This is a genomic window from Blastococcus colisei (genome assembly GCF_006717095.1).
GTDB classification, from domain to species: Bacteria; Actinomycetota; Actinomycetes; order Mycobacteriales; family Geodermatophilaceae; genus Blastococcus_B; species Blastococcus_B colisei.
Map to the genome: position 1 here is coordinate 1,878,062 of NZ_VFQE01000001.1, position 22,646 is coordinate 1,900,707.

The 22,646-nt window shown below is 71.5% G+C and carries 15 protein-coding genes; 12 read left to right on the top strand and 3 right to left on the bottom strand.

Annotated elements, in window-relative coordinates; all coding sequences use genetic code 11:
- Positions 1-95 precede the first annotated feature (95 nt).
- A complete protein-coding gene (locus FHU33_RS08940; RefSeq protein WP_142025044.1) occupies positions 96-1,319 on the top strand; it encodes an ABC transporter permease in 1,224 nt (407 codons plus the stop codon).
- Positions 1,320-1,418: 99 nt separating this feature from the next.
- On the opposite strand, the gene treY is transcribed toward FHU33_RS08940, so the two are convergent.
- Both treY and glgX read right to left on the bottom strand, forming a co-directional pair.
- Complete coding sequence (gene treY, locus FHU33_RS08945) at positions 1,419-3,722, bottom strand: malto-oligosyltrehalose synthase (RefSeq protein WP_246063426.1); 2,304 nt, start codon at positions 3,720-3,722, stop codon at positions 1,419-1,421.
- Positions 3,723-3,742: 20 nt separating this feature from the next.
- Positions 3,743-5,854: a glycogen debranching protein GlgX gene (gene glgX / locus FHU33_RS08950; RefSeq protein WP_142025046.1), complete on the bottom strand. Its 2,112-nt coding sequence runs from the start codon at positions 5,852-5,854 to the stop codon at positions 3,743-3,745.
- A 478-nt stretch (positions 5,855-6,332) separates the two neighbouring features.
- Between glgX and uvrB the strand changes: the two genes are divergently transcribed.
- From uvrB to FHU33_RS09000, 10 genes are all read left to right on the top strand, one after another.
- Positions 6,333-8,450: an excinuclease ABC subunit UvrB gene (gene uvrB / locus FHU33_RS08955; RefSeq protein WP_142025047.1), complete on the top strand. Its 2,118-nt coding sequence runs from the start codon at positions 6,333-6,335 to the stop codon at positions 8,448-8,450.
- 294 nt (positions 8,451-8,744) lie between these two features.
- Positions 8,745-9,821 carry a TerC family protein gene (locus tag FHU33_RS08960; protein WP_246063427.1) on the top strand — a complete coding sequence of 359 codons (1,077 nt, stop codon included), beginning with the start codon at positions 8,745-8,747 and terminating at the stop codon, positions 9,819-9,821.
- A gap of 166 nt (positions 9,822-9,987) precedes the next feature.
- Entirely contained in the window at positions 9,988-11,082 is a 1,095-nt protein-coding gene (locus FHU33_RS08965) for a TerC family protein (protein WP_142025049.1), read from the top strand.
- Between the two features lie 45 nt (positions 11,083-11,127).
- Positions 11,128-12,450, top strand: coding sequence for an MFS transporter (locus tag FHU33_RS08970; protein WP_142025050.1), 1,323 nt, complete (start codon positions 11,128-11,130; stop codon positions 12,448-12,450).
- A 66-nt stretch (positions 12,451-12,516) separates the two neighbouring features.
- Complete coding sequence (locus tag FHU33_RS08975; RefSeq protein ID WP_142025051.1) at positions 12,517-14,571, top strand: alpha/beta hydrolase family protein; 2,055 nt, start codon at positions 12,517-12,519, stop codon at positions 14,569-14,571.
- A 59-nt stretch (positions 14,572-14,630) separates the two neighbouring features.
- Complete coding sequence (locus FHU33_RS08980) at positions 14,631-15,854, top strand: alpha-hydroxy acid oxidase (RefSeq protein ID WP_246063428.1); 1,224 nt, start codon at positions 14,631-14,633, stop codon at positions 15,852-15,854.
- Positions 15,855-15,903: 49 nt separating this feature from the next.
- On the top strand, positions 15,904-16,905 hold the full coding sequence (locus FHU33_RS08985) for an acetamidase/formamidase family protein (RefSeq protein WP_142025052.1): 1,002 nt from the start codon (positions 15,904-15,906) through the stop codon (positions 16,903-16,905).
- 20 nt (positions 16,906-16,925) lie between these two features.
- Positions 16,926-17,690, top strand: a complete 765-nt coding sequence (locus FHU33_RS08990) for an SDR family NAD(P)-dependent oxidoreductase (protein ID WP_142025053.1) — start codon at positions 16,926-16,928, stop codon at positions 17,688-17,690.
- Positions 17,691-17,774: 84 nt separating this feature from the next.
- On the top strand, positions 17,775-18,056 hold the full coding sequence (locus FHU33_RS08995) for a hypothetical protein (RefSeq protein ID WP_142025054.1): 282 nt from the start codon (positions 17,775-17,777) through the stop codon (positions 18,054-18,056).
- Positions 18,057-18,639: 583 nt separating this feature from the next.
- The gene (locus FHU33_RS09000) at positions 18,640-20,244 is read left to right on the top strand and encodes a M28 family peptidase (RefSeq protein WP_142025055.1); all 1,605 of its coding nucleotides are present in this window, start codon (positions 18,640-18,642) and stop codon (positions 20,242-20,244) included.
- Between the two features lie 64 nt (positions 20,245-20,308).
- Here the strand turns inward: FHU33_RS09000 and FHU33_RS09005 are convergent, their stop codons facing one another.
- On the bottom strand, positions 20,309-20,995 hold the full coding sequence (locus tag FHU33_RS09005; RefSeq protein WP_142025056.1) for an MBL fold metallo-hydrolase: 687 nt from the start codon (positions 20,993-20,995) through the stop codon (positions 20,309-20,311).
- Positions 20,996-21,042: 47 nt separating this feature from the next.
- Here FHU33_RS09005 and FHU33_RS09010 point away from each other — a divergent pair, with 47 nt between their 5' ends.
- Positions 21,043-22,482: an amidase gene (locus tag FHU33_RS09010; RefSeq protein ID WP_142025057.1), complete on the top strand. Its 1,440-nt coding sequence runs from the start codon at positions 21,043-21,045 to the stop codon at positions 22,480-22,482.
- The last annotated feature ends 164 nt before the right edge of the window (positions 22,483-22,646 follow it).

Sequence of the window (22,646 nt, forward strand, 5' to 3'; positions counted from 1 at the left end):
CGCCAGCGAGGAGGGCACGTGACCGAGCTTGCGAGGTCACCGATGAGCAGAGCACCTAACGGCACGAGGCCGACGAGCGCCAGCGAGGAGGGCTCGTGACCGGCGTGCTGGGCACGCTGGCCGAGGCGTGGGACGAGGTACGGGTCCACAAGACCCGGGTGCTGCTCTCGCTCGTCGGCGTCTTCCTCGCGGTGTTCGCCATGACCAGCGTGACGGCGCTCGGGCTCATGGTCGCCCAGGTGCAGCAGGAGCTCGGGGAGCGGGCCGGGGGCCGGGCGGCGACCGTCGCCATCAACGCCTGGGATCCCGCGACCGGGCTGCCGCCGGACGGTGCGGAGTGGGGCGCCGCGGTCGCCGACCTCGTCGAGCGGTACGACATCGCCACCGCGGCCACCATCTCCTACGGCGAGACCCGGTTCCGGATGGCTGGCGGGACCATGGCCGTCCAGACCCGCCGGGTGTCACCGAACTACGGCGATCTGCACCGGATCGAGCCGGTCGAGGGCCGCTGGCTGCGCGAGGAGGACCGCGAGAACCTCTCCCCGGCGGTGGTCGTCAACGAGGCGTTCATGGCCGCTCTCGGCGTCCCGGACCTCACCGGCCGGCCCACCGTCGTCATCGGCGGGCCGACTCCGGTCACCGCGACCATCGTCGGCGTCGTCCGCGAGGGCTACGGCGAGGAACTGGTCGCGTATCGGATCGACCGGTCGACCGGTCCGTGGGATGCGGCCACGGCGGCGGACCCCGCGACGGCGATGTACGGCGGCCCGAGCACGCTCGAGCTGTGGGTCCCGGCCGAGCAGACCGACCAGGTCATGCAGACGGTCCGCCACGATCTCGCCCTCGCGCTGGACGGCGTCCAGGTCGACGCCTACCGGACCGACCCCCAGGGTGCCGAGGAGACCATCGCCATGCTGCGGCTCGCCATCCGGGGTGCCGGTGTGGTGGTGCTGATCCTGGGCGGCCTCGGCGTGCTCAACATCGGGCTGGTGACCGTCCGCCAGCGGATCCGCGAGATCGGGGTCCGCCGCAGCTTCGGTGCCACGTCCGGCCGCATCTTCGCCGCCGTGATGCTGGAGAGCGTCTGCGCCACGGCGCTGGCCGGACTCCTCGCGGTCGGGGCCGCGATCGTCCTCGTCCGGAACCTGCCGCTGGAACAGCTGCTGAACAACGGCATCCCGATCGCGGACCTGCCGGGATTCCCGGTGGCCGCAGCGATCGAGGGCATGATCGCCGCCACGGCCGTCGGCGCTCTGGCCGGGCTGCTGCCCGCGATCATCGCCGTCCGCGCCAAGGTCATCGACGCCATCCGTTTCTGAACCGGCGGCCGCCCGTCGCTGGAGCGACCAGTGGACCTGTATGGCCCAGAAGACGTCCGCGAACGGGACGCAGGGGTCCACTGGTCGCCGGGTCCCCGATCAATCGCGGGTGAGCAGCGCCACGGGGAGGCGGGTCAGCAGCGCGTCGACGGCCAGGCCGTCCATGTCGGAGACGACCCGCTCGCCGGTGAACAGGTCGCGCCAGGCGCCGGTGGGCAGCTGCAGGGCCGTGTCGCCCCAGCCCGTGGCCGCCAGTCCGGCCGGCAGGCGGGTCGCCACGACGACGGCTCCACCGCGGTCGTAGGCGACGAGGTGTTCGGCGGCCGACCCGGTGACCCCGACCGGCTCGTACCCGCCGAACCACTCGGGGTGGTCGCGGCGGGCACGCAGCACGCGCGAGACCACGAGCAGCTTGGCCGCGCCGCTGTCGTCGACCGCCGGGATCTCGCCACGGTCGAGGTCGGCCAGGAGCTTCCGGCGCAGGGCGTAGTCGACCGGACGGCGGTTGTCGGGGTCGACGAGCGAGAAGTCCCAGAGCTCGGTGCCCTGGTAGACGTCCGGGACGCCGGGCATCGTCAGCTGCAGCAGCTTCTGGCTCATCGAGTTCGACCGGCCGAACGGCGCGATCCGGGTGACGAAGGCGTCGATGTCGGCCGTGGTGGCGGGATCGTCGTACGCGGCGTCGACCAGCGCGTGCAGGTGCTCTTCGAACTCCTGCACCGGATTGGTCCAGGTCGTCGATGTGCCGGCCTCGCGGGCGGCCTTCTCCACGTAGGCCTGCGCCCGCTCCCGGGAGAGCGGCCATGCGCCGACGATGTTCTGCCACACCAGGTGGGCCAGCGGCCGGTCCGCCAGCGGATGGCGCTCCAGCAGCGTGCGGACGAGCTGCGCCCAGTCGCTCGGGAGCTCGGCGAGCACGGCCAGGCGGGCGCGGACGTCCTCGCTGCGCTTGGTGTCGTGGGTGGACAGCGTCGTCATCGACTCGGGGTAGCGCTCCGCGCGGCGCTGCTGTGCGGCGTGGAACTCCGCGACCGTGCTGCCGAAGCGCGCCGGGTCGCCGCCCACCTCGTTGAGCGCGACGAACCGCGCCCACCGGTAGTAGGCGCTGTCCTCCACGCCCTTGGCCATGACCGGGCCGCTGGTCTGCTCGAACCGGGTCGCCGCCTCCGACCCGGCGGAGGACAGGACGGAGTGCAGGGCATCGACCGCGGCGACCAGGTCCGGGCGGCGGTTGCGGACGGCGGTGACGGTCGCGTCGAGGTGCTCGCGACCGTCGGGCAGGTAGCTGCGGTAGACGGGGAAGCTGGCCAGCAGCTCGGCCAGCGCCTCGGTCTGCTGGGCGACGTCGACTGCGCTGTTGCCCGCCCACCCGAGCTTCCCGATGACCCGGACCAGCCGGGCGACCTCCGAGCCGAGCATGCCGTCGGCGACCTCGCGCTTGCAGTCGTGGACCAGCTGCTCGTAGTCGACGTCCTTGCCGGCCAGCTCGGTGTCCAGCGCGGTCAGCGCCGCCTCGCCGGCGGGGTCGATCAGCACCTCGTCGACCTCGGCGAGGGCGTCGTAGCCCGTCGTCCCGGCGGTCCGCCACGACTCCGGCAGGTCCTCGCCCGGCTCGAGGATCTTCTCCACGACCGTCCAGCGGTTGCCGGAGGCCTCGGCGAGGCGATCGAGGTATCCCTCGGGGTCGGCCAGGCCGTCGGGGTGGTCGATCCGCAGGCCGTCGACGGCGCCGTCGTCCACCAGTTGCAGGACCAGCTCGTGGGTGGCGTCGAAGATGGCCGGGTCCTCGACGCGCAGCCCGGCCAGGGTGTTGATGGCGAAGAACCGGCGGTAGTTCAGGTCGGCGTCGGCCCGGCGCCAGTCGACCAGCTCGTAGTGCTGGCGGGCGTGCACCTCCTGCGGGGTGCCGGCTCCGGTGCCCGGCGCGATCGGGAAGCGGTTGTCGTAGTACCGCAGCTCACCGTCGACCACCTCCAGCTTCTGGACGTCGTCCGCCGAGCCGAGGACCGGGATGCGGACCTTGCCGCCGCCGAACTCCCAGTCGATGTCGAAGGCGGCCGCGTGCGCGCTGTCCTGGCCGTGCTTCAGCACGTCCCACCACCAGGGCGCGGCCGCGGGGTCGTCGACGCCCATGTGGTTGGGGACGAGGTCCAGCACCAGACCGAGCCCGTGCTGGTGCAGGCCGGCGACGAACCGGTCGAAGCCGGCCCGCCCGCCGCGGGCCTCGTCGATGTGCGCGTGGTCGACGGTGTCGTAGCCGTGGTTGCTGCCTTCGGCCGAGCGCAGCAGGGGAGAGGAGTAGGCGTGGGTCACCCCGAGGTCGGCCAGGTAGCCGGCCACCTCCGCGGCGTCCTCCAGGCGGAACCCGGCGTGCACCTGCAGGCGGTAAGTGGCGGCCGGCACGCGCCGGCGGTCGTCCTCCGTCACAGCGCGGGGCCGGTGAGGACGACGATCGAGCGCCCCTGCACCGTGACCGTGTCGCCCGGCTTGACCTCGACGGGCTCGACCTCGTTCATCTCCGCCGTGTCCAGGACCGTCGTCCAGTTCTGGCAGTAGTCGTCGCTGGGCAGCGTGAAGTCGAGTGGCTCGTGCGAGGCGTTGTACGCCAGGAAGAAGTGGTCGTCGGTGACGTACTCGCCGCGCTCGTCCATCTCCCGGATGCCGACGCCGTTGAGGTACACGGCCAGCGACTTGGCGTAGGCGGCGTCCCAGTCGTCCTCCGTCATCTCCTCGCCCGCGGGCGTCAGCCAGGCGATGTCCGGCACGGGATCGCCGAGTCCTCGGCGGACCGGACGGCCGTGGAAGAACCGGCGACGGCGGAACGTCGGGTGTTCGCTGCGGAGCTTGGTGACGGCCTTGGTGAACTCGAGCAGGCCCTCGTCGACGTTCTCCCAGTCGATCCAGGTGAGCTCGGAGTCCTGGCAGTAGCCGTTGTTGTTGCCGCCCTGCGACCGCCCCAGCTCGTCGCCGTGCAGCAGCATCGGCACCCCCTGGCTGAGCATCAGCGTGGTGATGAAGTTGCGGCGCTGCTGCGCCCGCAGCTGCAGGATCTCCGGGTCGTCGGTCTTCCCCTCGACCCCGCAGTTCCAGCTGCGGTTGTGGCTCTCGCCGTCGTTGTTGTCCTCGCCGTTGGCCTCGTTGTGCTTCTCGTTGTAGGAGACGAGGTCGTTGAGGGTGAAGCCGTCGTGCGCGGTGACGAAGTTGATGCTTGCCATCGGACGGCGCCCCGAGTGCTGGTAGAGGTCCGACGACCCGGAGATCCGGTCGGCGAACTCACCGATCGTCCCGCCCTCGCCCCGCCAGAAGTCGCGGACCGTGTCGCGGTACTTGCCGTTCCACTCGGTCCAGAGCGCCGGGAAGTTGCCCACCTGGTAGCCGCCCTCGCCGACGTCCCACGGCTCGGCGATGAGCTTGACCTGACTGATGATCGGGTCCTGGTGCACCAGGTCGAAGAACGCAGCCAGCCGGTCGACGGCGTGCAGCTCGCGGGCCAGGGTGGAGGCGAGGTCGAAGCGGAAACCGTCGACGTGCATCTCGGTGATCCAGTAGCGCAGCGAGTCCATGATCAGCTGCAGCGACTGAGGCGTCCGGACGTTGAGCGTGTTCCCGGTACCGGTGTAGTCCATGTAGTACTGCTTGTCGTCCTCGACCAGCCGGTAGTAGGCCTGGTTGTCGATGCCCTTGAACGACAGCGTCGGACCGAGGTGGTTGCCCTCGGCGGTGTGGTTGTAGACGACGTCGAGGATGACCTCGATGCCGGCCTCGTGCAGGGTCCGCACCATCCCCTTGAACTCCTGCACCTGCTGACCCGCCGTGGTGTCGCTGGCGTACTCGTCGTGCGGCGCGAAGAAGCCGATCGTGTTGTAGCCCCAGTAGTTGCGCAGGCCCTTCTGCTGCAGGGTGTCGTCCTGCACGAACCGGTGCACCGGCATGAGCTCGATCGCGGTGACCCCCAGCTCGGTGAGGTGCTCGATGATCGCCGGGTGCGCGATGGCTGCGTAGGTGCCGCGCAACTCCTCCGGGATCCGCGGATGGGTCATCGTCAGGCCCTTGACGTGGGCCTCGTAGATGACCGTCTTGTTGTACGGCGTCTTCGGCGGGCGGTCGACGCCCCAGTCGAAGTACGGGTTGACGACGACGGACTTCGGCATGTGCGGTGCCGAGTCCTCGTCGTTGCGCTCCTTGGTCTCGAAGTCGTAGCCGAAGACCGACGGGTGCCAGGCGATCTGGCCGTCGATCGCCTTGGCGTACGGGTCGAGCAGCAGCTTGTTCGGGTTGCAGCGCTGGCCCTCGGCGGGGTCGTAGGGGCCGTGCACCCGGAAGCCGTAGCGCTGGCCGGGATGGATGCCGGGGAGGAAGGCGTGCCAGACGTACCCGTCCATCTCGGGGAGGCGGATGCGCTCCTCGTTCCCCGCTTCGTCGAAGAGGCACAGCTCGACCTTCTCGGCGACCTCGCTGAAGATCGCGAAGTTGGTGCCGGTGCCGTCGTACGTGGCCCCGACGGGGTAGGCACTGCCGGGCCAGACCTGGGTCATCCTGGGTGTTCCTCCTGCGCTGGTGGCCCCGTGCCGGGGGCCGATGGGTCTCTCCGGCGATCTTCGCGGAGGAAGCATGGTGGGGCTGGACAGGGGTTTGTCGTGCCCTGGCGCGAGGCTGCGCACACCTGACTTCCCTGTGAGGCGCGACCCTTTCGTCCGGGGACGACGACGCCCCCCGCGGTCGGGCCGCGGGGGGCGTCGTGCGCAGGTCCGACGGGCCGCGGCGGGCAACCGCGCCGGGCGGGCGATGGACGACCCCGGGGGGCCGGACGCCGCGATCCGGGGTCCGACCTCGCCCGGCAACTCCGGGTGGCGCTGGTCCCCGGTCTGGAACCGCTCCTGCGACCAGGCACGCTAGGGGGGCGCCGCCGTCGAGGACAAGTAGCGGATGAGTTCCGGATGGCCCCGGGCGCACCAGTCGGCCCACGGAACCGCTCGGGCCCGTTCTGTCACACCGCCGTCGTACCGTTTCCCCGTGCCCACATCCACGGAGATCCGGCCCACGCAGGGGCGGTTCCAGGTCGTCAGCGAGTTCGAGCCCTCCGGCGACCAGCCCGCGGCCATCACGGCGCTGGCCGAGAAGGTGAACGCGGGGGAGAAGGACGTCGTCCTGCTCGGTGCCACCGGTACGGGCAAGTCGGCGACGACGGCCTGGCTCATCGAGCAGGTGCAGCGCCCGACGCTGGTCATGGCGCCGAACAAGACCCTCGCGGCCCAGCTCGCCAACGAGTTCCGCGAGCTGCTGCCGAACAACGCCGTCGAGTACTTCGTCTCGTACTACGACTACTACCAGCCCGAGGCCTACGTCCCGCAGACCGACACCTACATCGAGAAGGACTCCTCGGTCAACGACGAGGTCGAGCGGCTGCGGCACTCGGCGACGCAGAGCCTGCTCACGCGCCGGGACGTCGTGGTGGTGGCCACCGTGTCCTGCATCTACGGCCTGGGCACCCCGCAGGAGTACGTGGAGCGGGCGCTCAAGATCAGGCTGGGGGAGTCCCGCGACCGCGACGAGCTGCTCCGCACGCTGGTCACCGAGCAGTACACCCGCAACGACCTGTCCTTCACCCGCGGCACCTTCCGGGTGCGCGGCGACACGATCGAGGTCTTCCCGGTCTACGAGGAGCTCGCCTGCCGGATCGAGATGTTCGGCGACGAGGTGGAGCGGCTGTACTACCTGCACCCGCTCACCGGCGAGGTGGTCCGCGAGGTCGAGGAGCTCTTCGTCTTCCCGGCCACCCACTACGTCGCCGGCCCCGAGCGCATGGAGCGGGCGATCGGGGGCATCGAAGCCGAGCTCGAGGGGCGGCTGGCCGAGCTGGAGCGCCAGGGCAAGCTGCTGGAGGCCCAGCGGCTGCGCATGCGCACGACCTACGACATCGAGATGATGCGCCAGGTCGGCTTCTGCTCCGGCATCGAGAACTACTCCCGGCACATCGACGGCCGCGCGCCCGGCAGCGCCGGCTCGTGTCTCATCGACTACTTCCCCGACGACTTCATGCTGGTCATCGACGAGTCGCACGTGACGGTGCCGCAGATCGGCGGCATGTACGAGGGCGACATGAGCCGCAAGCGGACGCTCGTCGAACACGGCTTCCGGCTGCCCTCGGCGATGGACAACCGCCCGCTGAAGTGGGAGGAGTTCACCGACCGCATCGGCCAGACGGTCTACCTGTCGGCGACGCCCGGGAACTACGAGCTGGGCCGCACCGGCGGTGAATTCGTCGAGCAGGTCATCCGCCCGACCGGGCTGATCGACCCGGAGGTCGTGGTCAAACCGACCAAGGGGCAGATCGACGACCTCGTGCACGAGATCCGCATCCGGACGGAGAAGGACGAGCGGATCCTGGTCACCACGCTGACCAAGAAGATGGCCGAGGACCTCACCGACTACCTGCTCGAGCTCGGGATCAAGGTCCGGTACCTGCACTCCGAGGTGGACACCCTGCGGCGCGTGGAGCTCCTCTGGGAGCTGCGGCAGGGCGAGTACGACGTGCTGGTCGGCATCAACCTGCTGCGCGAGGGCCTCGACCTGCCCGAGGTGTCCCTGGTGGCCATCCTCGACGCCGACAAGGAGGGCTTCCTCCGGTCGGGCACGTCGCTGATCCAGACCATCGGCCGTGCGGCGCGCAACGTCTCGGGCCAGGTGCACATGTACGCGGACAAGGTCACCCCGTCGATGGCGCTGGCGATCGAGGAGACCAACCGCCGCCGCGAGAAGCAGATCGCCTACAACACCGAGCGCGGCGTCGACCCCCAGCCGTTGCGGAAGAAGATCGTCGACATCCTCGACGGCATCTACCGCGAGGCCGAGGACTCGGAGTCCGCCGAGCTGATCGGCGGCTCCGGGCGGCAGCAGTCCCGCGGCAAGTCGCCGGTCCCTGGTCTCTCGTCGAAGAAGAAGGCCGGCAAGGCCGGGTCGATCGATGTCCAGGGCCTGCCACGCGCCGAACTCGCCGACCTGATCACGCAGATGAACGAGCAGATGCTGGCTGCTGCCCGGGAGCTGCAGTTCGAGGTCGCCGCGCGGCTGCGCGACGAGCTGACCGAGCTGAAGAAGGAGCTTCGCCAGCTCGACGCCGCCCACGCCTGAGAGGAGCAGCGCGGCCGGGAACAAGGCAGCGGGTACGACCGTTGGCGACGTGAGGACCACGCGTCCCGGGAACGGGCACGTGGTTCTGCTGTGGAGGGGAGTATCCCGCCGCGGCAGCGTCGTCAGTACGAGGTCCCCACGGATCTCCGGCGCTGCCGGTCGTCACGCCAGGCGACGGGAGAGACCTCCGGAACCGACCCTGAGCGGCGCGAGCGCGCCGCCGAGTCTCCGGAGGACTGAACCTTGGACGTGCCCTTCTGGGTATGGGCTGTCACGGTCACTGCGATCGTGGGCATGCTCGTCTTCGACCTCGTCGGTCACGTGCGCACGCCGCACGCACCGACGCTGCGCGAGTCCGCGATGTGGTCGGCGCTCTACGTCGGCATCGCGATCGTGTTCGGCTTCCTCGTCTGGTGGGGCTGGGGCGCCGGCTTCGCCGGCGAGTACTTCGCCGGTTACGTGACCGAGAAGAGCCTCTCGGTCGACAACCTCTTCGTCTTCGTCCTGATCATGGCCGCGTTCGGCGTGCCACGGGAGCTGCAGCAGAAGGTGCTGCTCTTCGGCATCACGTTCGCGCTGGCCCTGCGGACCGTCTTCATCGTCGTCGGGGCGGCGGCCATCGCGAACTTCAGCTGGGTCTTCTACCTGTTCGGCGCGATCCTGATCTACACCGCGTGGATGCAGGCCCGCAGCGGCGGCCACGAGGACGAGGACGACTACAAGGAGAACGCCGTCCTCCGGTTCGCCCGCAAGCGCCTGCGGACCACGGACGAGTACCACTCCGACCGCATGACCGTGAAGCTGGACGGCAAGCGGTTCCTCACCCCGCTGGCCATCGCCCTGATCGCTATCGGGACGGCCGACGTCATCTTCGCCGTCGACTCGATCCCGGCGATCTTCGGCCTCACCCAGGAGACGTTCCTCGTTTTCGCCGCCAACGCCTTCTCGCTGCTCGGGCTGCGGCAGCTGTTCTTCCTCATCGACGGGCTGCTCGACCGGCTGGTCTACCTCTCCTACGGCCTCGCGGTCATCCTCGGCTTCATCGGCGTGAAGCTCGTCATCCACGCGCTGCACGAGAACGAGTTGCCGTTCATCAACGGCGGCGAGCACGTCACCGTGATCCCCGAGGTGTCGATCACGGTGTCCCTGCTCGTCATCCTCGCGACGCTGGTGGTCACGACCGTGGCCAGCCTCTGGCGGGTCCGCCACGACCGGCGTGAGCACCTCGTCGCCGAGGTGGCAGCGGCCGACCCGACATCCCTGTCGGCCGGTGAGGAGACGCCGGTGGACTCCCTCCGGGCGTCCAGCGAGTCCGACACCGACCGAGCAGGTAGCGTGAGCGCCGCGAACCCGGGCCGACGCGAACACTGACGATCGCGGCCGCCGGGGGGATGCGAAGGAGGGGAGTATCCCCCCGCGGCAGCGTCGTCATCACGAGGTCCCATGGCCTCCGGTGCTGCCGGTCGCGCGCCCGCCGGCGTGCGGTGGGAGAGACCTCCGGTGCTGAGACTGCTTGTCCCCCGGAGGAACCCACCGCATGGAGCTACCCGTCTGGTTCGAGATCACGACGTTCGTGGGGCTCACGGTCCTGCTGCTCGCCGACCTCGCCATCGTCGCTCGTCGACCGCACGAGCCCTCCATCAAGGAGGCCAGTCTCTGGGTCGGCTTCTACGTGAGCCTGGCGCTGATCTTCGGCGTCCTGATGCTGGCGTTCACCAATGGCACCTACGCCACGGAGTTCTACGCGGGCTGGCTCACCGAGTACTCGCTCTCGGTCGACAACCTCTTCGTCTTCGTGATCATCATGGCGCGCTTCCAGGTGCCACGGAAGTACCAGCAGGAAGCGCTGATGATCGGCATCATCATCGCCCTGGTCCTGCGCGGGATCTTCATCCTGATCGGTGCCGTGGTCATCGAGCGGTTCGTGTGGGTCTTCTACATCTTCGGCGTCTTCCTGATCTACACCGCGGTCAACCTCGTCAAGCACCGTGGCGAGGACGAGGACTACGAGGAGAACGCCTTCATCCGGCGGATGCGCAAGATCCTGCCGATCACGAAGGACTACCACGGCGCGAAGATCCGGGTGAGCGAGAACGGCAAGAAGATGTGGACGCCGATGATCGTGGTCATCCTGGCGCTCGGGACGACCGACCTGATCTTCGCGCTGGACAGCATCCCGGCGATCTTCGGCCTGACCCGGGAGCCGTTCATCGTCTTCACGGCCAACGTCTTCGCCCTGATGGGCCTGCGTCAGCTGTACTTCCTGCTCGGCGGCCTGCTGAAGCGGCTCGTGTACCTCTCGCTCGGACTCGCGGTCATCCTGGCCTTCATCGGCGTCAAGCTGATCCTGGAGGCGCTGCACGAGAACCAGCTGCCGTTCGCAGGCGAGCGCGAGCCCATCGAGGCGGTGCCGCACATCCCGATCTGGCTCTCGCTGTCGATCATCCTGGGTGTGCTGATCGTCGCCACGGTGGCCAGCCTGGTGAAGACCCGCGGTCAGCTCGCCAGCGCCGGGCCGCCGGACATCGACCCCGAGACGGCGAAGTCCGTCCCGACCGGGGGTCCCGAGGCCGCGGCCGCTGCCGAGGCCCGCATCGCCGACGAATCCGGCGAGGAGCGCAGCCGCCGCTGAGCGGCGGCGGAACAGACGTCGGCCGCGGCCGGTTGACTCGTCTCCGTGGGTGAGGGGACGGACGCCGGCCGCGTCGCCGGGCTCGTCGGGTTGCTCTTCGGCCTCGCCGGGATGGGCAGCGCAGCCGTCGCGGTCACGCTGCCGGCGATCGCGGCCGACCTCGACCTCACGACCGGCGGGGTCTCATGGGTCATCAGCCTCTACGCCCTGATGCTCGCGGTGGCGACGGCGATCTACGGCCGGGCTGCTGACCTGGCGGGCATCCGCCTGCCCCTCCTGGTAGGGGTTGGCCTGATGGCCGGCAGCGCGGTCCTCGGAGGCTTCGCGCCCAGCATCGAGGTGCTGCTGGCCGCTCGGGTGCTGCAGGGCATGGGAGCGGCCGCGGTGCCCGTCCTCGGCATGGCCATCGTCAGCGCCCGTTACGAGGGCGCCGTCCGGACCACCGCCCTCGGTCAGGTCGCCGGGACGGCAGCCGCCGTGAGCGCACTCGGCCCGCTGGCGGGTGGCCTGGTGGCCGATCTGGCCGGCTGGCGGGCAGTCGTCGCGCTTCCCGCGCTCGGACTCCTGGTCGTCCCCGCTCTGTGGCGAGCCCTGCCGACGCAGGGAACGGGTGCCCGGCTCGACGTCCTGGGCGCGGTGCTCGTGGCCGCCACGGCGGCCGGACTGGTGCTGCTCGTGCAGTCGCCTGCCTCGGGAGTCCTGGTGGCGACGGTGGGGGCCTTGCTGCTGGGCCTCGGCGTGCCCGCCGTCGCGGCCCGGGTCCGCCGCCGCCCGGAGGGCTTCCTCCCGCGGCGAGTCGTCCGTGAGCCCGTCGTCGTCCGCAGCGCACTGGCCGCCTCGGCCGTGCCGGCGGCCTGGTTCGCTCTGCTGATCGCTGTTCCGGCGGTCCTCGCCGTGCGCGGGTGGACGCCGCTGCAGGTGGGACTGGCGCTCGTACCGAGTGCCGTCACCGGCTTCCTCGCTCCGCGTCTCGCGGGTCCACTGCTCGCGCGCCTCGGGCCGGCCCGGTCCCTCGTCGTCTCCGACGCGACGGCGGCGGTGGCGATGGTCGTCGCCGCCGTGGGAGCGGCGCGCGGCTCGGCGGCTGTGCTCGTGACGGCGGTGGTCCTCGTGACGCTGGCCTTCGGTCTCGGCCAGCCGGCCCTCATGGCCGCCGTGGGCGGTGCCGTGGCGGCGGACGTCCGCGGCGTGGCCCTGGGCATCGCCACGCTGGTCTTCCTCGTGGGCGGGGGCGTGGGCTCCGCGGTCGTCGGCGGGATGGGGGAGGTCCTGGGTCTCGATCGCAGCCTGCTGCTGCTTGCGACGCTGCCGCTCCTGGGCAGCCTGGCGCTGGTGAGCACCATTCGCGCGCGGACGATCCGGTCCTGAGCCCAGCGCTGCGGGTCCGGAGGTCACGCGGCGCCCTGCACCCCGGACGGACTAGCGTCGCGGGCCATGCGCCCTGACGATCTCGCGCTCCTGCGCACGCCGGGGGTGCCGGCCGTGTCCCCGGACGGCCGGATGGCCGTCGTCGCCGTGGCCCGTCCGGACCTGGAGGCCGACGAGTACCGGAGCCAGCTGTGGGCGGTGCCCACCGACGGGTCCGCGCCGGCTCGTCCGGTGACCTCCGGTTCCCGCGACAGCGCCCCGGCGTTCTCACCGGACGGCCGCTGGCTGGCCTTCCTCAGTGCCGAGCGGGGCGGGAAGCCGCAGATCTGGCTGCTGCCGACCGCCGGCGGGGAGCCCCGCACGCTCACCTCGCACCACCTCGGCGCGGGGGCGCCGGTCTGGTCACCGGACTCGCGTCGCCTGGCCTACGTCGCCCGGGTGCCGGAGCCCGGCCGCTACGGCACGGTCGACGGCGTGGGGGCCGAGGCGGAGGCGCCACGGCTGATCACCTCGCTGCAGTACCGGCGCGACGGGGTCGGGTTCCTCGCCGACAAGCCGAGCCAGGTCTTCGTGCTCGGCCTCCCGGCCGACTTCGCCGACGACATCGCCCAGCTGCCGGAGCCGGTGCAGGTGACCACCGGTGACGCCGACTGCGAGGACGTCACCTGGCGCCCGGACGGCGGTGAGCTCGCGTTCGTGTCCGCGCGCCACCCGCGGGCCGACCGCGATCTGGTGCGAGACGTGTACGCCATCCGGCCGGACGGGTCCGGGCTGCGGCGGGTGACCGCCTGCCGTGGCGACACCGCGCTGCCGGCCTACGCCGGTGACGAGCTGTACGTCACGGCAACGCCGGACCTCGGCCCCGAGGGAGTCGACTTCGTCGCCCGGCAGGCGGTGCCGTGCCGGGTTGCCGGCGACGGCGCCCTCGAGCCGCTGCTCGACCCGGAGGAGCACCACCGCGGGGACGAGACATCGTCCACGGTCGTCGTCGACGGCGCGGTGCTGGTCGGCGTCGAGCGGCGCGGCAGCGTCGAGCTGCTGCGGGTACCGCTGGACGGCGGCGTGCCCGAGGCCCTGATCGACGGGCCGTTCACCGTCCGCGGCTTCGCGGCCGCCGGGGGAGTCGTCGTGGCCGTCGTCGCGCACGACCGGTCCGCCGGTGAGCTGATCGCGCTCACCCCCGGACAGCGCCGGCTGCTCACCGCATTCGGCCGGACGCTAGGCGAGACCGGTCGCGTGCACCGGATGGCGGAGCGGACGGCCCCGGCTCCGGACGGCCATCAGGTGCACGGGTGGGTCACCACCCCGCCGGGTCCCGGTCCGCATCCCGTGCTGCTGACCGTCCACGGCGGGCCGTTCGCGCAGTACGGCTGGACCCTGTTCGACGAGATGCAGACCTACGTCTCCGCCGGGTATGCGGTGGTCCAGTGCAATCCGCGGGGCTCCTCCGGCTACGGAGCCGAGCACGGCCGGGTGATCCGCGGCGGCTGGGGCGGGCTCGATGCCGGTGACGTCCTGGCCTTCCTCGACGCGGCCCTGGCGGACCCGGCGCTCGACGCCGACCGGGTGGGGGTCATGGGCGGCTCCTACGGCGGCTATCTCACCGCCCTGCTGATCGGGCGGACCAACCGCTTCGCCGGTGCCGTCGTAGAGCGGGCGTTCCTCGACCCGGTGAGCTTCGTCGGCTCGTCCGACATCGGCTGGGTCTTTCCCGACCAGTACCTCGGGACCGATCCCCACCGGCTGGCGGCGCAGAGCGCGATGACGAACGCCCCCGGGATCACCACGCCGACCCTCGTCGTCCACTCCGAGGAGGACTGGCGCTGCCCCGTCGAGCAGGGTGCCCGGCTCTACGTCGAGCTCAAGCGCCGCGGCGTCCCCTCGGAGCTGCTGCTCTTCCCGGGGGAGGGACACGAACTGAGCCGCTCGGGGCGGCCCCGCCACCGGCTGGCCCGGTTCGAGCACATCCTCCGCTGGTGGGCCCGCTGGCTGCCGACGGAGCAGAACCCCGGATCTGGAGCGGACGAGCTGGTCGACCAGCCCGTCGCGGACGGCGAGCTGATCGACGTCGAACCGGCCGGCGCCGAGCCGCTCAGCGTGCGCGCCACCCGCGTGAACTGATGTCCCGCGCGATCGAGCTCCTGGCAGGGTGGCGGCACTCGGGTCGCCGGAGGAAGGAAGTGCACACCGTGGTCGAGCGCCGGTTGCCCCGCTGGCAGGAGCTCCAGGAACTGGTGAGGCCGCGACGCCCGTCCGGGAACGCGACCGAACGACGGCTCGCGCGGGCGGCCACGATCGGCGACCTCCGGGAGATCGCTCGCCGGCGGGTGCCCCGCGCTGTCTTCGACTACACCGACGGCGCCGCCGGGGCGGAGATCAGCCTGCGGCGCTCGCGCGAGGTGTTCGAGCGGGTGGAGTTCCGGCCGCGGGTGCTGCGGAACGTCTCCGTGGTCGACCCGTCGACGACGCTGCTGGGCACCCGCTCCGCCCTGCCGCTGGTCTTGGCGCCCACCGGGTTCACCCGTCTCATGCACACGGAGGGGGAGTCGGCCGTCGGCCGGGTCGCCGAGCGGGTCGGTGTCCCCTACGCGCTGTCCACCATGGGGACGACGTCGCTGGAGGCGCTGGCCGACGCGGCGCCCGGGGGGCGGCGGTGGTTCCAGCTGTACCTGTGGCGCGACCGGGAGGCCAGCGCCGCTCTCGTGGAGCGGGCTCGCGCAGCCGGCTACGAGGCGCTCGTGCTGACCGTGGACACCCCCGTGGCCGGACCGAGACTGCGCGACGTGCGCAACGGGTTCACCATCCCGCCCGCACTCTCCGCGCGGACGGTGGTCAACGCGGCCCTGCACCCCCGCTGGTGGGTCGATCTGCTCACCACACCGCCGCTGGAATTCGCCTCGCTGCGCTCCTGGGGCGGCACGGTGGCCGAACTCGTGGACCGTGTGTTCGAGCCGGCTGCCGTCCTGGCCGACGTGCGCGCGCTGCGGGCGAGCTGGCCGGGCGCGCTCATCGTGAAGGGGATCCTGGACGCCGACGACGCGCGCGCCGTGGTCGACGCCGGCGCCGACGCCGTGGTCGTCTCCAACCACGGCGGTCGCCAGCTGGACCGTTCCCCGACGCCGCTCGAGCAACTGCCGGTGATCGTGGATGCCGTCGGGGACCGGGCCGAGGTGTACCTGGACGGCGGCATCCTCGACGGCGCGGACGTGGTCGCCGCTGTGGCCTCCGGCGCCCGCGCCTGTCTCATCGGCCGGGCCTACCTCTACGGGCTGATGGCCGGCGGCGAGCGGGGCGTGCAGCGGGCCGCCGACATCCTGGCCCGCGACATCGCCCGCACGATGCAGCTTCTCGGCGTCACGTCGATCGCCGAGCTGACGCCGGAGCGGGTCCGCCTGCGCAGCTGACTGCCGGGCAGCCATTGCACGCTGACCTGCGGTTTCCTTAGGGTGCGGCATGGACGTCGTCGAGGTCGTGCCCACGTTCGAGCAGTACGCGTTCACCTTCGGCGGTGTGGCACCGCTGCGGCGGGTCACGCCCGGCACGGCGCTGCGGCTGTGGTCGGACGATGCGTTCGGCGGGGCCCTGCGCGCGGCCACGGACCTGTCGAGCGAGAAGGTGGACCTGCGTTACGTCAACCCGCAGACCGGACCCTTCTACGTCGAGGGCGCCGAGCCGGGGGACACCCTGGCGCTGCACTTCGTGGCGATGGAGCCCGCGCGCGACTGGGGCGCGTCGGCCGCGATCCCGTTCTTCGGCGGGCTCACCAGCACCGACCGGGTGGCCACCCTGCAGGATCCGCTGCCGGACACCACGTGGATCTACGAGCTGGACCGGTCCCGCAACACGGTCACCTTCGCCGCGCAGCACAGCGACCTGCGCATCGATCTGCCCGTCGAGCCGATGCTCGGCACGGTCGGCGTCGCCCCGTCGGGCGGTGAGGTGCGCAGCTCCCTGGTGCCCGAGCGCTTCGGCGGCAACATGGATTCACCCCAGATGCGGGCCGGCACCACCTGCTTCCTGGGCGTCAACGTCGAGGGGGCGCTGTTCTCGATCGGGGACGGGCACTACCGGCAGGGCGAGGGCGAGGCCTGCGGCACGGCCGTCGAGGGCGCCATGACGACGACGCTGATCGTCGAACTGATCAAGGGCGGCGCCCCCGCATGGCCGCGACTCGAGGACGACACCCACTGGATGACCGTGGGGTCGAGCCGGCCACTCGAGGACGCGTGGCGGATCGGCCAGACCGAGCTCGTGCACTGGTTCCGGGCGCTGTACGGCCTGCACGCGATGGACGCCTACCAGCTGCTCTCGCAGATCGTCGAGGTGCCGATCGCCAACGTCGTCGACGCCAACTACAGCGCCGTGGTGAAGGCCCGCAAGTCCCTCCTCCCGCCGGCCACGGCCTTCGGCGGGCTGCACGACGACCTGCGCAGCCGCGCGGCGTCCCTGCTCTGACCTCTGGGAGAAGACCAGTCATGGATCTGCAGCTGAACGGCTCGCGCGTGCTCGTCACCGGCGGCACCCGCGGCATCGGCCGGGCGATCGTCGAGGCGTTCGTCGACGAGGGCGCCGTCGTGGAGTTCTGCGCGCGCGACGGCGCGGAGATCGACGCGACGGAGAAGGCCCTCGCCGAGCGGAGCGGGGGGCGGGCCACCGGTGTCCAGGTCGACGTCGCGGACGGGCCGGCGCTCACCGCCTGGGTGGACGCCGCGGCCGGGCGGATGGGTGGCCTCGACGCCGTCGTCGCCAACGTGAGCGCGCTGGCGGTCCCGGACACCGAGGAGAACTGGCGGCTCTCCTTCGAGGTCGACCTCATGCATACGGTGCGGCTATCGAAGGCGGCGCTACCGCACCTGGAGGCGAGCGGCCGCGGAGCGATCGTCGCTCTCTCCAGCGTCACGGGGCGCGAAGCCGACTTCGCCTCCGGACCGTACGGGACGATGAAGACGGCGATCGTCGGCTACATCTCGGGGCTGGCGTTCCAGCTGGCCGGGCGCGGTGTCCGGGCGAACGTCGTCTCGCCGGGCAACACGTACTTCGAGGGCGGCATCTGGAACGGGATCCAGCAGGGCGATCCGGAGCTCTTCGCCGACTCGCTGACGCTGAACCCGACCGGCCGGATGGGAACTCCCGAGGAGATGGCCCGGGCCGTCGCCTTCCTGGCCAGCCCGGTCTCCAGTTTCACGACGGGGACCAACCTCGTCGTCGACGGCGCGCTGACCCGGGGCATCCAGCTCTGAACTGACGGTCCGGACGGCACCTGCCGGCAATTCGGCGAGCGCCAGAAGAGGCACCACGGACGGTCCTGCCCATAGCGTGCAGCCATGGCGCTCATCTATCCCGTCCAGGCCGACGCCCCCGAGCCCGACGACGACGCCGAGCCGGTCTTCGCCGAGCTCGCGGCCGACCTCTCCGACCAGTGGCTCGTCGAGGTCGACGTCGGCGAGGACGGGGATGACGGCTGCTTCGGCCCGCTGACGGCACGGGCGGCCTGGGACCTGGCCGTCGCCGTCGACGGACGTCGTCCCGAGTGGATGGTGTCGGTGGTCCCGCTGTACCTCCCCGGAACCGCCGACGAGGTCGTCGAGCTGTTCGACGAGGGGTAGCGACGGGGGCCTGCCGGCCGAGGCGAACGGGGACCCGCCCGCCTCCCGGCCCGCCGAGCCGTTGACGGTCCGCTGCAGCCCGAGCGGGGGTGCGGACGTCGCCGAACCACCGAGCGGGACGACGTCCACGCGGGAGGGGAGCGATTGCTGAGCTTTCTCGCGCCCGGACGGCAGCACGACGCCCGCTTCCCCGTGGACTACGGCGCAAGCGGTCGCGGCGTCACGATGACTGCCGCATGACCACACCCAGACCTGCGGACGTCACGTTGAGTGTTCAATTCATCACGATACGCTGGCTGTGAACACAGAATGTAACTCTGCGCCTCCGGCGTGTCGCCAACTTGAGTGGAGGCGAAAGGCCAGGTCAACGGCGTGTTGCGGCGCGAACAGGGCGAAAGCAAGCCCTACCGCTGCTCTACCTGACACGGCGTGTCCGAGAACTGGCTCTATGCAACTGCGCATCGACGCGGTGAGGTCCAGGAAGCCGACAACGGAGTCGGCATCGGTGGCAGGCCCCGTCACCGATCACTGATCGAAGGGACCGAGCGTGAGCGAACGACGGACCGCGTCCGCACGACGGACGATGTCTCGAACCATCGCCCTGACCAGCAGCGGAGTTCTGCTGGCCTTGGCGCTGCCCGCCACAGCGGCCACCGCCGCGCCGGGCAACGCCTGCGACAACCGGAGCAACAACACCTACGAGAAGCTGCTGCAGTGCGTGACGCTCGAGGGCGTCCGCGAGCACATGGAGGCGTTCCAGAAGATCGCCGACAACAGCAACGACCCGGTGTACCCGAACTCGCGGGCCGCCGGCACCGAGGGCTACGCCGAGAGCGTCGAGTACGTCGCCGGTCTGCTGAGGGACGCCGGGTACGAGGTCACGCTCGACCCGGTGCCCATCACCTTCTTCCACCCCTCGGAGCTCACACAGCTCACACCGACGGAGGCCGAGCACCCCAATGCGATCGCGACCGGCTCCGGCTTCGGCACGGTCGAGGGTCCGGTCATCCCCGTGGACGTGAACCTGACAGGGGACCGCGCCAACAGCAGCGCCTGTGAGGCGAGCGACTTCGCCGGCCTCGACTTCAGCGGATCCAGCGACATCGCGCTCGTCCAGCGCGGCACCTGCAGCTTCCAGGTCAAGGCCGAGAACGCCGAGGCCAGCGGGGCCGAGGCGGTCGTGATCATGAACCAGGGCGACGCGGCCGGGCCAGGTGACCGATTCGGCGTCGTCAACCCGACGCTCGGCGCCTACCAGGCGGCGGGGCCGGTCGTCGGCACGAGCTTCGACGCGGGCCAGGCGCTGGCCCAGGCCGGCTCCACCGCACTCATCGAGGTGCTCGAGCCGGAGGCACGCACCGACTACAACGTGATCGCCGAGCTACCGGGCGAGAACACGGACAACGTCGTGATGGCGGGGGCCCACCTCGACAGCGTGACCGCCGGTCCGGGCATCAACGACAACGGCTCGGGTTCGGCCGCACTGCTGGAGACGGCCCTGCTGATGGCGAAGTCCCACACGCCCAACACGCTGCGATTCGCCTGGTGGGCGGCCGAGGAGGAGGGTCTGGTCGGCTCGACCGCCTACGTCAACGGCCTGTCGCCCGCGGAACTCGAGCGCATCGCCCTGTACATGAACTACGACATGGTGGGCTCGCCGAACTACTTCCTCGGGGTGTACGACGCCGACGAGTCCACCTTCCCGGCCACGGTCGTCGTGCCGGAGGGTTCCGAGGCGATCGAGGACGTCTACGAGTCCTACTACACCAAGGTCGGCCGGCCCTATGACGACAGCGAGTTCTCCGGGCGCAGCGACTACCAGGCGTTCATCGAGAACGGCATCCCGTCCGGCGGGCTCTTCACCGGTGCCGAGGTGCGCAAGACCGAGGAGCAGCGGGAGATCTGGGGCGGCACGACCGGTGAGCAGTTCGACCCGTGCTACCACGAGGACTGCGACACCATCGAGAACTACGACCCGGAGGCTCTGGAGGTCAACAGCGACCTGATCGCCTTCGCCATGCTGCACTTCGGTTACTCGACCGAGGCGGTGAACAGCGTTCCGGGCGAGAAGGTGCCCGGCAGGGCCTTCGACCTGCCGGCACCGGCCGGTCCGGAGGGCACCTTCGCCGGGGGCGGCGGTGGCCTCGCGCACGGACACGACCACGACCACGAAGGCGACGACGCCTGACGGTCTGACCACAACGGCGGCGGGGTCGGTCTAGCGGACCGGCCCCGTCGTCGCGCGTCCGAGGTCACCAGCCGCGGGCGCGCCACTCCCCGAGGTGCGGACGCTCCGCGCCGATCGTCGTGTCCTTGCCGTGCCCGGGGTAGACCCAGGCGTCGTCCGGGAGCGTGCCGAACAACCGCTCCTCGACGTCGTCGACCAGGCTGGTGAACCGCGCCGGGTCCTGCTGCGTGTTGCCCACGCCGCCGGGGAAGAGGCTGTCGCCGGTGAACACGTGCACGCCGGCGTCCCCGGGGCCGCGCCACACCAGCGCGATGCTGCCGGGTGTGTGGCCGCGCAGGTGCACGACCTCCAGCACCTGGTCGCCCACCTCCACGGTGTCCCCGTGCTCGACGGTCCGCTGCGCGGGCACGGGGAGATCCGCCGCGTCCTCGGTGCCGGCGACGGTGACGGCGCCGGTCGCCGCCACCACCTCGGGCAGTGCGCGGTGGTGGTCCCAGTGCCCGTGCGTCGTGACGACGGTGCGCACGCCGCCGTTCCCGATCAGGCCGAGCAACGCCTCCGGTTCCGCGGCCGCGTCGATGAGCAGTCCCTCGCCGGTGCCCGTGCAACGCAGCAGGTAGGCGTTGTTCGCCATCTCGCTGACCGCCAGCTTGCTGATGGTCAGGCCGGGCAGTTTCCGCACGTCGGCGGGGCCGCCCACCTCGACGTCGCCGGTGTAGGGGCGGTTTCCTGCCGGGGGAGAGGTGGTCATCCGGAACTCCGATCGAAAGTGTCAGCGGCCGCCGTTACGGTCCTGGCATGGACGCTAGCGGAGCTCTCGACAGTGACCGACCCGCTGCCGGGAACGCATCTCGCACCGTCGGGCTGCCGGCCATCGAGATCGCGACGCTGGTGCGCTCCGGCGAGGTGACGGCGGTCGACGTCGTCCGTGCCCATCTCGATCACATCGACGCCGTCGACGCCCGCGTCGGCGCCTTCCGCGCCGTGCGACGCGAGGCCGCGCTCGCCGAGGCGCATGCCGTCGACACGGCGCTCACCCGCTTCGCGATGCCGCTGGCCGGCGTCCCGATCGCGGTCAAGGACAACGTCGCCGTCGCGGGTGAGGTCTGCACCGACGGCTCCTCGGCGCGCGACTCGGGGCCACCGGAGACCCGCGACCACCCGGTCGTGGCCCGGTTGCGCAAGGCCGGTGCGATCGTCGTCGGCATCACCCGCGCCCCTGAGCTCTGCCTCTACGCGGCGACCGACGGGCCGGGCGCGGTGAGCCGGAACCCCTGGGACACCGCCCGGTCGCCGGCCGGCAGTTCGGGCGGGAGCGCGGCGGCCGTGGCGTCCGGCTCCGTGCCGCTGGCGCACGGGAACGACGGCATGGGGTCTCTCCGGCTCCCGGCCGCGGCCTGCGGACTCGTCACGCTGAAGCCGGGCACGGGGGTGGTCCCCGCCGAGATCGGGGCCGACAGCTGGTCGGGCATGGCCGTGAACGGGGCGCTCGCCACCACGGTGGCCGACCTGGCGGTCGCGCACGGGGTCATGGCGGGGGAGGAGCCGGCATCGCCCGGCGATCCGGGACGTCCGCTGCGCATCGCGCTCTCCACCCGATCGCCCGTCCCCGGCGTCCGCGCTGACGCCGCCACGCGAGCCGCGGTCGACGTAGTGGTCGCCCTCCTCACCGCCGGGGGGCACACGGTGGTCCGCCGCGAACCGCCGATCACCCCCGGGGCCGCGGCCGGCGCGATGGCGCGCTGGATGGTCGGTGCCGAGGACGACGCGGAACACCTCGGCATCGACCGACGGGCCCTGGAGCCACGGAGCCGGACGCACGCCCGCATCGGCCGGATCGTCCGGCGGGCGGGCCTGATCCGCCCGCAGACGGCCGCGCGATTCCGGGAGCGCATGGTGAGCTACTTCGACGATGTCGACCTGCTGCTCAGTCCGGTGACGACGGGCCCTCCGCTCGCGGCGCGGCCGTGGCACGAGCGCTCGTTCCTCGCCAACATCACGGCGAACGCCCGCTGGGCGCCGTGGACCGCGGCATGGAACCTGGCGGGGCTCCCGGCCACGGTGCTGCCGGCCGGCGTCCGGCCCGACGGTCTCCCGGTGGCGGTCCAGTTCGTCGGCCCCCCGGGCGCCGAGGGGCGACTACTCTGGCTGGCCGGAGAGCTGGAACGTCTGCAGCCGTGGCGGCGCTACGCACCCGTCTTCGACCCCACCGCGCCACCGGCCGAGGCACCTGCCTGAGGTCGGTACGCGGGGGCCGTGCAACCGGGTGCCCGTGACGCGGGTGACACGGGGACGCGCGGAGCCGGGGGAACAGTCACCGGGCGCAGCGCCTTGGCTCCATGGGGACACCGCCGTCGCGCCAGCCACGGCCGGCACCACCCTCGGCCGCGACCACGGCCGTC